13 protein-coding genes are annotated in these 13,295 nt (G+C 54.5%); all 13 read left to right on the top strand.

The annotated features are described in order from the left end of the window. Nucleotides 1-14 precede the first annotated feature (14 nt). The 13 genes from wcaA (at nucleotide 15) to wcaJ (ending at nucleotide 13,295) form a co-directional block, all read left to right on the top strand. Entirely contained in the window at nucleotides 15-857 is an 843-nt protein-coding gene (wcaA, locus tag FDX22_RS07865; RefSeq protein WP_096756582.1) for a colanic acid biosynthesis glycosyltransferase WcaA, read from the top strand. A gap of 2 nt (nucleotides 858-859) precedes the next feature. Next, nucleotides 860-1,348, top strand: coding sequence for a colanic acid biosynthesis acetyltransferase WcaB (gene wcaB / locus FDX22_RS07860; protein ID WP_146716989.1), 489 nt, complete (start codon nucleotides 860-862; stop codon nucleotides 1,346-1,348). Further along, a complete protein-coding gene (wcaC, locus tag FDX22_RS07855) occupies nucleotides 1,345-2,562 on the top strand; it encodes a colanic acid biosynthesis glycosyltransferase WcaC (RefSeq protein WP_146716988.1) in 1,218 nt (405 codons plus the stop codon). The genes wcaB and wcaC overlap by 4 nt, the downstream gene beginning before the upstream one ends. Beyond that, the gene (gene wcaD, locus FDX22_RS07850; protein ID WP_135911806.1) at nucleotides 2,537-3,754 is read left to right on the top strand and encodes a colanic acid polymerase WcaD; all 1,218 of its coding nucleotides are present in this window, start codon (nucleotides 2,537-2,539) and stop codon (nucleotides 3,752-3,754) included. Before wcaC ends, wcaD begins: the two co-directional genes overlap by 26 nt. Nucleotides 3,755-3,759: 5 nt before the next feature. Beyond that, nucleotides 3,760-4,506 (top strand): colanic acid biosynthesis glycosyltransferase WcaE, encoded by a 747-nt coding sequence (gene wcaE / locus FDX22_RS07845; protein WP_146716987.1) that lies wholly within the window; start codon nucleotides 3,760-3,762, stop codon nucleotides 4,504-4,506. Nucleotides 4,507-4,515: 9 nt separating this feature from the next. After that, entirely contained in the window at nucleotides 4,516-5,070 is a 555-nt protein-coding gene (wcaF, locus tag FDX22_RS07840; protein WP_096756587.1) for a colanic acid biosynthesis acetyltransferase WcaF, read from the top strand. Between the two features lie 24 nt (nucleotides 5,071-5,094). After that, entirely contained in the window at nucleotides 5,095-6,216 is a 1,122-nt protein-coding gene (gene gmd / locus FDX22_RS07835) for a GDP-mannose 4,6-dehydratase (protein WP_146716986.1), read from the top strand. Nucleotides 6,217-6,218: 2 nt separating this feature from the next. Continuing rightward, nucleotides 6,219-7,184, top strand: coding sequence for a GDP-L-fucose synthase (locus FDX22_RS07830; protein WP_146716985.1), 966 nt, complete (start codon nucleotides 6,219-6,221; stop codon nucleotides 7,182-7,184). A gap of 2 nt (nucleotides 7,185-7,186) precedes the next feature. Then, nucleotides 7,187-7,666 carry a GDP-mannose mannosyl hydrolase gene (locus FDX22_RS07825; RefSeq protein ID WP_146716984.1) on the top strand — a complete coding sequence of 160 codons (480 nt, stop codon included), beginning with the start codon at nucleotides 7,187-7,189 and terminating at the stop codon, nucleotides 7,664-7,666. After that, entirely contained in the window at nucleotides 7,663-8,886 is a 1,224-nt protein-coding gene (wcaI, locus tag FDX22_RS07820; protein WP_137399498.1) for a colanic acid biosynthesis fucosyltransferase WcaI, read from the top strand. The genes FDX22_RS07825 and wcaI overlap by 4 nt, the downstream gene beginning before the upstream one ends. A gap of 3 nt (nucleotides 8,887-8,889) precedes the next feature. Next, nucleotides 8,890-10,326, top strand: a complete 1,437-nt coding sequence (gene cpsB, locus FDX22_RS07815) for a mannose-1-phosphate guanyltransferase (RefSeq protein ID WP_146716983.1) — start codon at nucleotides 8,890-8,892, stop codon at nucleotides 10,324-10,326. A 149-nt stretch (nucleotides 10,327-10,475) separates the two neighbouring features. After that, entirely contained in the window at nucleotides 10,476-11,846 is a 1,371-nt protein-coding gene (gene cpsG, locus FDX22_RS07810) for a colanic acid biosynthesis phosphomannomutase CpsG (protein WP_146716982.1), read from the top strand. 54 nt (nucleotides 11,847-11,900) lie between these two features. Further along, on the top strand, nucleotides 11,901-13,295 hold the full coding sequence (gene wcaJ, locus FDX22_RS07805; protein ID WP_096756594.1) for an undecaprenyl-phosphate glucose phosphotransferase: 1,395 nt from the start codon (nucleotides 11,901-11,903) through the stop codon (nucleotides 13,293-13,295).

The raw sequence follows: 13,295 nt of genomic DNA, 5'->3' as shown, positions 1-13,295 counted from the left end.
CCCTGGGAATGAAAATGACCACAGACAACCCGCTCATTTCAATTTATATGCCGACCTGGAATCGTCAGCAACTGGCGATCCGGGCGATTAAATCGGTCCTGCGACAGGATTATCCGCACTGGGAGATGATCATCGTGGATGACTGCTCCTCTGCGTATGAACAATTAAAGCAGTATGTAGAAGAGCTGAACGATCCGCGCGTCACCTATACCCATAATGCCTTTAATTCCGGGGCGTGTGCGGTGCGCAATCAGGCCATTATGCAGGCCAGCGGGCAGTACATTACCGGTATTGACGACGACGATGAGTGGACGCCGAATCGCCTGAGCGTGTTTCTAAAAGATCGCCATCAGCTGGTCACTCGGGCGTTTCTGTATGCCAATGATTATATTTGCGAAGGCGAAGTCTATTCCCAGCCCGCCAGCCTGCCGCTGTATCCCAAGTCGGTGTACTCACGGCGCAGGTTCTATAAACGCAACATTATTGGCAATCAGGTCTTTACCTGGGCGTGGCGGTTCAAAGCCTGCCTGTTCGATACCTCGCTGAAAGCGGCACAGGATTACGACATTTTTCTGCGCATGGTGGTGGCCTATGGCGAGCCATGGAAGGTCAATGAAGCCACGCAGATCCTGCATGTGAATCACGGCGAGATGCGCATTACTTCATCGCCGAAAAAATTCTCCGGTTACTTCCAGTTTTACCGTAAGCACAAAGGCAAATTTGACCGCGCCAGCAAAAAATATCAGCTGTTTACGCTGTATCAGATCCGCAACAAACGCATGAACTGGCGCACGTTGCTGACCCTGTTATCGCTGCGTAACGGTAAACGCCTGGCCGACGGTCTACGGGGGCGCTAAGTATGCTGGAAGATATCCGCGCCAATAGCTGGAGTCTGCGGCCGTGCTGCATGGTGATGGCCTATCGGGCCGCCCATTTTTGCTCTGTCTGTCGCAAAAAAAACGTGCTGAATAACCTGTGGGCCGCACCGGTGCTGGTGATGTATCGCCTGATTACCGAATGTATTTTCGGCTATGAAATCCAGGCGGCTGCGACTATCGGCCGTCGTTTTACTATTCATCATGGCTATGGCGTAGTCATCAACAAACGCGTGGTGGCCGGGGACGATTTTACCCTGCGTCATGGCGTGACCATCGGCAACCTCGGCGCAAACGATCTGGCCTGTCCGACGATCGGCAACGGCGTTGAGTTGGGGGCCAATGTCACCTTGCTGGGCGATGTCATCATTGGTCATAACGTGACGATTGGCGCTGGCAGCGTCGTTGTGGACAGCGTGCCGGACAATACGCTGGTGGTGGGTGAGAAAGCGCGAGTAAAGGACGTAAAATGAATATCCTGCAATTTAATGTCCGACTGGCAGAAGGCGGCGCGGCAGGGGTGGCGATGGATTTACACCTGCGGGCGCTGGAGCATGGGCTGTCGTCGCGCTTCATTTATGGCTACGGCAAAAGCGGTAAGAAAAGCCTCAGCCACCATCACTATCCGCAGGTGTTCAAGCATACGCCGCGCCTGACGTCGGCGCTGAATATTGCGCTGTTTCGCTTCGCTAACCGCGACCTGTTTGGCAATCTCGACAATCTGTATCGTACAGTCACCCGCACCGCAGGCCCACTGGTGCTGCATTTTCACGTGCTGCACAGCTATTGGCTGAATCTGGAAGAGGTGGTGACGTTTTGTCAAAAGGTGCAGGCGCATAAACCGGATATCACCTTTGTCTGGACGCTGCACGATCACTGGAGCGTGACCGGGCGCTGCGCGTTTACTGACGGCTGCGAAGGCTGGAAAACCGGCTGCCGGAAATGCCCGACGCTGAGTAATTATCCGCCGGTTAAGGTTGATAAAGCGCATCAACAACTGCCCGGCAAACGCCAGATGTTTCGCGCCATGCTGGCGCTGGGTTGTCAGTTTATCTCCCCCAGTCAGCATGTGGCTGACGCGTTTAACAGCCTGTACGGCGCGGGGCGCTGCGCCATTATCAACAACGGGATCGATGTCGCGACCGAAGCCATTCTCAGTGATTTGCCGCTAAACGATGAGCCTCGCAGCCGGCCGAAAATCGCCATCGTGGCTCACGACCTGCGCTATGACGGCAAAACCAACCAACAGTTGGTGCGACAGATGATAGCGCTGGGCGACAAAATAGAGCTGCATACCTTCGGCAAATTCTCGCCGTTTAGCGGCGCGAACGTGGTCAATCATGGATTTGAAACCGACAAGCGCATACTGATGAGTGCGCTTAACCTGATGGATGGACTGGTGTTCAGCTCGCGAGTGGATAACTACCCGCTGATTTTATGCGAAGCGCTTTCTATCGGCGTACCGGTGATTGCCACGCACAGTGAGGCCGCACAGGAAGTGCTGGCGAAATCGGGGGGAAAAACCTTCAGTGAAGAGGATGTCCTGCAGCTGGTGCAGTGCAATAAAACGGCGATCGCGCAGGCGGTATTTGGTACGTCGCTGGCGGCCTTTCGCCAGCGCAGCCGCAGCGCTTACAGCGGCCAACAGATGCTGGAGGACTATGTCTCGTTCTATCAGAATCTGTAGCTATTTGATGCTGCCGCTGCTGTACCTGCTGGTCAACGTTAAGCTTGTGCAGTTGGGGGAAAGTTTTCCGGTCACCGTGGTTACGTTTTTGCCGCTGCTGCTGTTGCTGTTTGTTGAGCGTATCAATATCAAAAAACTGCTGATTGCGCTGGGGATTGGCGGTGGGCTGACGGCCTTTAATTACCTGTTTGGTCAGTCGCTGGATGCCAGCAAATATGTGACCTCCACCATGCTGTTTGTCTATACGGTGATCATTATTGGCATGGTCTGGAGTATTCGCTTTAAAACCGTCTCCCCGCATAACCACCGTAAGATTTTACGTTTTTTCTGGCTGGTGGTGGGGCTGGTGGTGGCGCTGGCTGCGGTTGAGATGGCGCAGATTATTCTCACCGGTGGCAGCAGTTTAATGGAAGCAATTTCGAAATATCTTATTTACAGCAACAGTTATGTTCTGAACTTTATTAAGTTTGGTGGTAAACGAACTACCGCGCTTTATTTCGAACCGGCATTCTTTGCTCTGGCATTAATCTCAATTTGGCTCAGCATCAAACAGTTTGGTATCAAAACGCCTAAGACCGATGCTATGATTCTGGCAGGGGTGATATTATCAGGATCGTTTTCAGGGGTAATGACTTTTATTTTATTTTACCTGCTGGAGTGGGCGTTTCAGTATCTGAACAAAGAAGCGATAAAAAAGAAGTTACCGCTGGCGATAATCTCACTTAGCGTGTTTATGGTTGGCGTAATATTTGCTTTTCCCTACATTGCCGCACGACTTGGTGATTTAGGCACGGAAGGGTCGTCATCGTATTACCGTATTGTGGGGCCGCTGGTGATGGTCGGTTATTCATTGCTCAATATCGATGGCGTAGTCAGATTTGGCTCACTTTATGAATATGTAGCGTCATTCGGAATTTTTAACGGTGCAGATGTCGGAAAAACAATAGACAATGGTTTGTATCTGCTGATTATTTATTTCTCATGGTTCGCTGTGATATTAGCGGTGTGGTACATGGGAAAGGTTCTGAAAATGATGTTAAATGCGTTTGGCGATAATCCGAATTATCAGGTGCAGCTTTATCTTTTTACGCCTCTGTCGCTTTTTTTTACCGGTTCAGTATTTAGCCCGGAATATGCGTTTTTAATTGTTTGTCCGTTTATTTTGCGCAAGGCGCTAAATATCGCGAGGTAATTCCTATGCTGCTCACTATTATCACCGTCGCCTTTCGTAATCTGAAAGGGATCGTCAAAACCCACGCATCGCTAGCCCATCTGGCGCAGGCGGGCGACATCAGCTTTGAATGGATTGTGATCGATGGCGGTTCTGCGGACGGTACGCAGGCGTTTCTGGAGAGTCTCAACGGTGAGCACCGGTTACGGTTTGTCAGCGAACCGGACAACGGTATTTATGATGCGATGAACAAAGGCATTGCCCTGGCGCGAGGGCGGTTCGCACTGTTTCTGAACTCCGGTGATATTCTGCATGCGGATGCTGCGTCATTTATCCGCCAGCTCAAAACGCAAAGCGACAAGGCGATGGTGATCGGCGATGCGCTGCTGGATTTTGGTGATGGAAACAAAATTAAGCGTCGTGCCAAGCCCGGTTGGTATATTTATCACAGCCTGCCGGCCAGTCATCAGGCGATATTTTTTCCGCTCAATGGACTGCATGCCTGGCGCTACGATCTGCAATTTAACGTGTCGTCTGATTATGCGCTGGCCGCAAAATTATATAAATCTGGTTATGCCTTTAAAAAATTAAGCGGACTGGTCTCTGAGTTTTCTATGGGCGGCGTATCGACGACAAATAATCTTGAGTTATGTCGGGATGCAAAAAAGGTCCAGCGTCAGATATTACATATGCCGGGCTTTTGGGCCGAACTGTCCTGGCATTTGCGCTTACGCACCACCGGTAAGGCCAAAACCTTATATGGCAAAATGTAAGGGGTAAATATGCAGGATTTAAAAGGCTTCACGATGCCGAAAGGCTTTCGCGGAGGTGGTGCAATTAAAGTGCAATTATGGTGGGCGGTACAGTCAACATTATTTCGACTATCACCGCAGGTGATGTACCGCTGGCGCGCATTTTTATTACGTTTATTCGGCGCGAAGATAGGAAAAAACGTCGTTATTCGACCTTCAGTAAAAATAACCTATCCGTGGAAATTAACCCTGGGTGATTACGCATGGGTGGGTGATGACGCGGTGTTATATACGCTGGGCACGATTACGATTGGTGCCAATGCTGTTATCTCGCAAAAAAGTTATTTATGTACCGGTAGCCATGATTATGCCAGCCCGCACTTTGATATTAACGCCACGCCGATTGTGATTGGCGAGAAATGCTGGCTGGCGACAGATGTATTTGTCGCACCCGGCGTGACGATTGGGGCGGGCACTGTCGTTGGGGCGCGAAGCAGCGTTTTTAAATCGCTGCCCGCCAATGCCGTTTGTCGGGGAAATCCTGCGGTCGTAACGCGCGAACGCGTTGAGAAAGTTACTCCCTGAGGGGATCATTTAAGAGGTGTAAACATGTCAAAAGTCGCTCTCATTACTGGCGTAACCGGGCAGGATGGTTCTTACCTGGCAGAATTTCTGTTGGAAAAAGGGTATGAAGTTCATGGGATTAAACGTCGTGCGTCGTCGTTTAACACCGAGCGAGTGGATCATATTTATCAGGATCCGCACTCGGGTAATCCAAAATTTCATCTGCATTACGGCGATCTGACGGATACCTCCAACCTGACCCGTATTTTACAGGAAGTTCAGCCGGATGAAGTCTATAACCTCGGGGCGATGAGCCACGTGGCAGTATCGTTTGAATCCCCGGAATACACCGCGGACGTCGATGCGATTGGTACGCTGCGCCTGCTGGAGGCGATCCGCTTCCTCGGCCTCGAAAAGAAAACCCGCTTCTATCAGGCCTCCACATCTGAACTGTACGGCCTGGTACAGGAAACGCCGCAGAAAGAGACTACGCCGTTCTACCCACGTTCTCCGTATGCGGTCGCCAAACTGTACGCCTACTGGATAACCGTCAATTACCGCGAATCCTACGGCATGTTCGCTTGTAACGGCATTCTGTTTAACCATGAGTCTCCGCGCCGGGGCGAAACATTTGTTACCCGCAAAATTACCCGGGCGATTGCCAACATTGCGCAGGGGCTGGAGTCGTGTCTGTATCTCGGCAACATGGATTCCCTGCGTGACTGGGGTCACGCCAAAGATTATGTGCGCATGCAGTGGATGATGCTGCAACAGGATCAGCCGGAAGATTTTGTTATTGCCACCGGCGTGCAGTACTCCGTGCGCCAGTTTGTCGAAATGGCGGCCGCGCAGCTGGGCATTAAATTGCGTTTTGAAGGGCAGGGGGTTGAGGAGAAAGGCATTGTCGTGTCGGTGACCGGACACGATGCGCCGGGCGTGAAGCCGGGTGACGTGATGATTGCGGTCGATCCGCGTTATTTCCGTCCGGCAGAAGTCGAAACGTTGCTCGGTGACCCGGCAAAAGCGCACGACAAGCTAGGCTGGAAGCCGGAAATCACCCTGAGCCAGATGGTCAGTGAAATGGTTGCCAACGATCTGGAAGCGGCGAAGAAACATTCTCTGCTGAAATCTCACGGCTATGAGGTCGCCATCGCGCTGGAGTACTGAGGATGATGAAACAACGTATTTTTGTGGCGGGCCATCGCGGGATGGTGGGGTCCGCCATCGTCAGGCTGCTGGCCACGCGCGACAACGTGGAGCTGGTGCTGCGTACCCGTGATGAACTGAATCTGCTGGATGCCCGTGCGGTGCAGCAGTTTTTTGCCACCGAACGTATCGACCAGGTGTACCTGGCGGCGGCGAAGGTGGGTGGAATCGTGGCGAACAATACTTACCCCGCTGATTTTATTTACGAAAATATGATGATTGAGAGCAACATCATTCACGCGGCGCACAGCCATAACGTGAATAAGCTGTTGTTCCTCGGCTCATCCTGTATTTATCCGAAGCGGGCTAACCAGCCGATGCGCGAAAGCGAACTGTTGCAGGGAACGCTCGAGGCCACTAACGAGCCCTACGCGATTGCCAAAATTGCCGGGATCAAACTGTGCGAGTCGTATAACCGTCAGTACGGCCGCGATTACCGCTCGGTGATGCCCACCAATCTGTACGGGCCGCAGGATAACTTTCATCCGAGTAACTCGCACGTGATTCCGGCACTGCTGCGCCGCTTTCATGAAGCCTGCGCACAAAATGCGCCGGATGTAGTGGTGTGGGGGAGCGGCACGCCAATGCGCGAGTTCCTGCACGTGGATGACATGGCTGCCGCCAGCATTCATGTGATGGAACTGGACCGCGAGGTGTGGCAGGAGCACACCCAGCCGATGTTGTCGCACATCAACGTGGGAACCGGCGTGGACTGCACCATTCGCGAACTGGCGCAAACGGTCGCGAAGGTCGTGGGCTACAAAGGTCGCGTGGTGTTTGACGCCAGCAAACCCGACGGTACGCCACGCAAATTGCTGGACGTTACCTGTTTACACCAGTTGGGCTGGTACCACGAGGTCTCGCTGGAGGACGGGCTAGCCAGCACGTATCAGTGGTTCCTTGAAAATCAGCAGCGGTACCGGGGGTAAATATGTTTTTACGTCAGGAAGAATTTGCCACGGTAGTTCGCTGTGCGCCGCTGATTTCCATTGATTTGCTGGTGGAAAATGCGCGCGGTGAGTACCTGCTGGGCCAACGCCTCAACCGTCCCGCCCAGGGATTTTGGTTTGTGCCAGGTGGACGGGTGCAGAAGGATGAACGGCTCGAAGACGCGTTTGAGCGCCTGACGCTGGCGGAACTGGGGTTACGTTTGCCGCTGTCTTCCGCGGAGTTTTACGGCGTCTGGCAGCACTTCTATGACGATAACTTTTCGGGCACCGATTTCACCACCCATTATGTGGTGCTCGGTTTTCGCCTGAAGGTGAGTGAGGCAGACCTGCGTCTGCCCGATTCCCAGCATGACGACTACCGCTGGCTGACGCCGAAGGCGTTGCTGGCCAGCGATAACGTTCACGATAACAGCCGGGCGTACTTTATGCCGCAACGTCAGGCCGGAGTGCCGGGCTTATGAAAATTCTGGTGTACGGCATTAATTATTCGCCGGAACTGACCGGGATCGGCAAATACACCGGCGAAATGGTGGAGTGGATGGCGCAAGCCGGGCATGACGTTCGGGTGATCACCGCGCCGCCTTACTACCCGCAGTGGAAAGTGAACGGCCGTTATTCCGCCTGGCGTTATCGTCGGGAAGAAGGCGATGCCACCGTCTGGCGCTGTCCGTTGTATGTGCCAAAGCAGCCCTCAACGCTGAAACGTCTGCTGCATTTGGGCAGTTTTGCCGTGAGCAGTTTTTTCCCGCTGATGGCGCAGCGACGCTGGAAGCCCGATCGCATTATTGGCGTGGTGCCGACGCTGTTTTGCACACCGGGGATGCGCCTGTTGGCGAAACTCTCCGGGGCACGCACGCTGCTGCACATTCAGGATTATGAAGTTGACGCCATGCTTGGCCTCGGAATGGCCGGGAACAGCAGGGGCGGCAAAGTGGCCACATTGGCCAGCGCGTTTGAACGCAGCGGCCTGCATAACGTCGACTATGTCTCAACCATCTCGCGTTCGATGATGAATAAAGCGCAGGAAAAAGGGGTCGCTGAAGAAAAGGTCATCTTCTTTCCTAACTGGTCGGAAGTGGCGCGATTTCGCGACGTGACCGCGGATGATGCCCGGGCGTTGCGGCAAAAACTCGGTGTGCCTGAAGGAAAAAAAATCATTCTTTACTCGGGCAACATCGGTGAAAAGCAGGGACTGGAGAGCGTGATTGATGCCGCCGACGAGCTGAGTGCTCAGCCCTGGCTGTTTGTGATTGTCGGGCAGGGTGGCGGCAAGGCGCGACTGGAAAACAGGGTCCGCGAGCGCGGCCTGGAAAACGTTAAATTTTTTCCCCTGCAATCTTATGACGCACTGCCTGCGCTGCTGAAGATGGCCGACTGTCATTTAGTGGTGCAAAAGCGCGGTGCGGCGGATGCGGTATTACCCTCCAAGCTGACCAATATTCTTGCCGTGGGTGGCAATGCGGTGATCACCGCGGAGCCTGATACCGAACTGGGCCAACTCTGCGAGGACCATCCGGGGATTGCGGTATGCGTGGAGCCGGAGTCGGTGAGTGCGCTGGTGGCCGGAATTACCCAGGCGCTAATCATGCCTGACATCAACACGGTGGCACGTGACTATGCCGAACGCACGCTGGAAAAAGACCGCGTGCTTAGCCAATTTATTGCAGATATACGGGGATAAATCATGCGTCAACGCACACTCTTTCCAGTGGTGATGGCCGGTGGCTCCGGTAGCCGGTTATGGCCGCTGTCCCGCGTCCTGTATCCCAAGCAGTTCTTGTGCCTGAAGGGCGATCTCACCATGCTGCAAACCACGATATGCCGTCTGAACGGCGTGGAGTGCGAAAGCCCGGTGGTTATCTGCAACGAGCAGCATCGCTTTATCGTTGCCGAACAACTTAGACAGCTCAACAAGCTGACCGAAAATATCATTCTGGAACCCGCCGGACGTAATACCGCCCCGGCGATTGCGCTGGCCGCGCTGGCGGCAAAACGTCACAGTCCGGACGCTGACCCGCTGATGCTGGTGCTGGCGGCAGATCACGTGATTACCGACGAAGAGGCGTTTCGCGAGGCGGTTCGCAATGCGATGCCGCATGCCGAGGCGGGCAAGCTGGTGACATTTGGTATCGTGCCGGACTCGGCACAGACCGGTTACGGCTATATTCGTCGCGGTGACGTTTGCCCCGCAACTACCGATACGGTTGCCTTTACGGTGGCGCAGTTTGTGGAAAAACCGGATCAGGACACCGCACAAGCCTACGTGGCAAGCGGCGATTATTACTGGAACAGCGGCATGTTTCTGTTCCGTGCCGGGCGCTATCTGGAAGAGCTGAAAAAGTACCGACCCGACATTCTGAGTGCCTGCGAAAAGGCAATGAGCACGGTCGATCCCGATCTCGATTTTATCCGCGTCGATGAAGAGGCGTTTCTCGCCTGCCCGGAAGAGTCGGTGGACTATGCGGTGATGGAACATACCGTGGACGCGGTGGTGATGCCAATGAGCGCGGGCTGGAGTGACGTGGGATCGTGGTCTTCGCTGTGGGAGATCAGCGCTCATACCGCCGAAGGCAACGTGCATCACGGCGACGTGATTAGTCACAAAACCGAAAACAGCTACGTGTACGCGGAGTCCGGACTGGTGACCACAGTCGGAGTGAAAGACCTGGTGGTGGTGCAGACCAAAGACGCGGTGCTGATAGCCGATCGCAACGCGGTACAGGATGTGAAAAAAGTGGTGGAGCAGATTAAAGCTGACGGCCGCCATGAGCATCATATTCACCGCGAAGTGTACCGTCCGTGGGGCAAGTATGACTCCATCGACGCCGGAGAACGTTACCAGGTTAAACGCATTACCGTAAAACCTGGCGAGGGATTGTCGGTGCAGATGCACCATCACCGCGCAGAGCATTGGGTGGTGGTGGCTGGGACGGCGAAGGTGACGATCGATGAAGACATCAAACTGCTCGGCGAAAACGAGTCTGTCTATATCCCTCTGGGAGCGACGCACTGTCTGGAGAACCCCGGAAAAATCCCGCTCGATCTGATTGAAGTGCGATCGGGATCCTACCTTGAAGAGGACGACGTAGTGCGCTTTGCCGATCGCTACGGTCGGGTTTAGGCACTGAATATCTTGCCGGATGGCGCTGCGCTTATCCGGCCTACAACACCGTAGGCCCGGTAAGTGAAGCGCACCGGGCAATGCATTTAACACTCATTAAAAGGCTCATTAAGAGTCAGGGCCAACTGTTGCCTGAAGAAGGGTAAAACATGACGACATTAACCTGTTTCAAAGCCTACGACATTCGCGGCAGGCTGGGCGAAGAGCTCAATGAAGACATCGCCTGGCGCATTGGCCGCGCCTGCGGTGAGTTTCTGCAACCGAAAACCATGGTGCTGGGCGGTGATGTCCGCCTGACCAGCAACGCATTGAAGATGGCGCTGGCAAAAGGGCTGCAGGATGCGGGCGTGGATGTGCTGGATATCGGCATGTCGGGCACCGAAGAGATTTACTTCGCCACCTTCCACCTCGGCGTGGACGGTGGTATTGAAGTGACCGCCAGCCATAATCCGCTGGATTACAACGGCATGAAGCTGGTACGTGAGGGCGCGCGGCCCATCAGCGGCGATAACGGTCTGCGCGAGATCCAACGGCTGGCGGAAGCCAACGACTTCCCGCCTGTGGATGCGTCCCGACGTGGCCGTTACACCGCCATCAATCCGCGCGCGGCTTACATTGACCATCTGCTTGGTTACATCGACGTCAAAAACCTTAAACCGATGAAGCTGGTGCTTAACGCCGGTAACGGCGCGGCAGGCCCGGTGCTGGACGCCATTGAAGCCCGTTTTCAGTCTCTCGGTGTCCCGGTTGAATTGATCAAGATCCACAACACGCCTGACGGCACCTTCCCGAACGGTATTCCCAACCCGCTGCTGCCGGAATGCCGGGCGGATACCCGTAATGCGGTGATTGAACACGGCGCGGATATGGGGATTGCCTTTGATGGCGATTTTGACCGTTGCTTCCTGTTTGATGAGAACGGCCAGTTTATTGAGGGCTACTACATTGTCGGCCTGCTGGCGGAGGCGTTTCTGGAGAAAAATCCGGGCTCGAAGATCATTCATGACCCGCGTCTGTCGTGGAACACGGTCGATGTGGTGACGGCGGCGGGCGGTAAGCCGGTGATGTCGAAAACCGGTCATGCCTTCATTAAAGAACGAATGCGCCATGAAGATGCCATTTACGGCGGCGAAATGAGCGCCCATCACTATTTTCGTGATTTTGCCTACTGCGACAGCGGAATGATCCCGTGGCTGCTGGTAGCGGAACTGGTGTGCCTGAAAGGACAGCGGCTTGGCGAACTGGTTCGCGACCGCATGGCGGCGTATCCGGCGAGCGGGGAAATCAATAGCACTCTGGCAGAACCGAAGGTGGCGATTGACCGGGTAGAGCAGCATTTCTCCGGCGAGGCGCTGGCGGTGGACAGAACCGATGGCATCAGCATGTCGTTTGTCGACTGGCGCTTCAATTTACGTTCCTCCAATACCGAACCGGTGGTGCGCCTGAACGTGGAATCGCGCGGAGACATTCCGTTGATGGAAGCGCGAACGCGCACTCTTCTGGCGTTGCTGAATCAGTAATGTCGGTGCTTCCCTTGCCCGACAGTGGGCAAGGGGTGACTAACAGGAACCACGATGACACATCTAAAAAAGCGCCAACGCGCGAAAACCAATGCGTCGTTAATCTCAATGGTGCAACGCTTTTCAGATATCACCATCATGTTTGGCGGACTGTGGCTGGTCTGTGAACTGAGCGGTTTGCCCTTCCTGTACATGCACCTGCTGGTGGCGTTGATCACGCTGGTGGTTTTTCAGATGCTGGGGGGGATCACCGATTTTTACCGTTCCTGGCGCGGGGTCAAAATTTCCACCGAGCTGGTGCTGCTGCTGCAAAACTGGACGCTGAGCCTGGTTTTCAGCGCGGGGTTAATTGCCTTTAACAACGATTTTGATAACCGATTCGCCGTCTGGCTGGCGTGGTATCTGCTGTCCAGCGTCGGTCTGCTGCTGTGCCGCGCGTTTATTCGCTACATTGCAGGGTGGCTGCGCAATCGTGGATATAACACCCGTCGGGTGGCGGTAGCGGGCGATCTCCCTGCCGGACAGCTGCTGCTGGACAGCTTTCGCCATGAACCGTGGCTGGGCTTTGAAGTGGCGGGCGTCTATCACGATCCCGTCCCAGGAAAAAACTCCCGCGACTGGGCCGGAAATCTGCAACAGCTGGTGGATGACGCTAAAGCTGCCCGCATTCACAACGTCTATATTGCCATGTCGATGAATGACGGCACCCGCGTAAAAAAACTGGTGCGCGACCTGGCCGACACCACCTGTTCGGTGATCCTGATCCCCGACGTCTTTACCTTCAACATCCTGCATTCACGCATTGAAGAGATGAACGGTGTGCCGGTGGTGCCGCTGTACGACACGCCGCTATCGGGCATTAATCGCTTGCTGAAACGCGCGGAAGATATCGTGCTGGCTTCGCTAATCCTGCTGCTGATTTCCCCGGTGCTGTGCGGCATTGCGCTGACGGTGAAGCTCACCTCAAAGGGGCCGGTGATTTTCCGCCAGACCCGCTACGGCATGGACGGTAAGCCGATCAAGGTGTGGAAGTTTCGCTCGATGAAGGTGATGGAAAACGACGCGGTCGTCACCCAGGCGACGCAAAACGATCCGCGTGTCACCCGCGTGGGTAATTTCCTGCGCCGCACCTCGCTCGATGAGCTGCCGCAGTTTATTAACGTGCTGACCGGTGGCATGTCGATCGTCGGGCCGCGCCCGCACGCGGTGGCACACAACGAGCAATACCGCACGCTTATCGAAGGCTACATGCTGCGCCATAAGGTGAAACCCGGCATTACCGGCTGGGCGCAAATCAACGGCTGGCGCGGGGAAACCGACACGCTGGAAAAAATGGAAAAACGGGTGGAGTTTGACCTCGAGTACATTCGCGAATGGAGCGTGTGGTTCGATATCAAGATTGTTTTTCTGACGGTATTTAAGGGTTTTGTTAACAAAGCGGCGTATTAA

Origin of the sequence: Citrobacter sp. TBCS-14, from assembly GCF_005280805.1 — a bacterium.
Classification (GTDB): domain Bacteria; phylum Pseudomonadota; class Gammaproteobacteria; order Enterobacterales; family Enterobacteriaceae; genus Citrobacter; species Citrobacter gillenii.
Note: the sequence above shows the minus strand (reverse complement) of the source record. Positions and strands in the feature narration are given on the sequence as shown.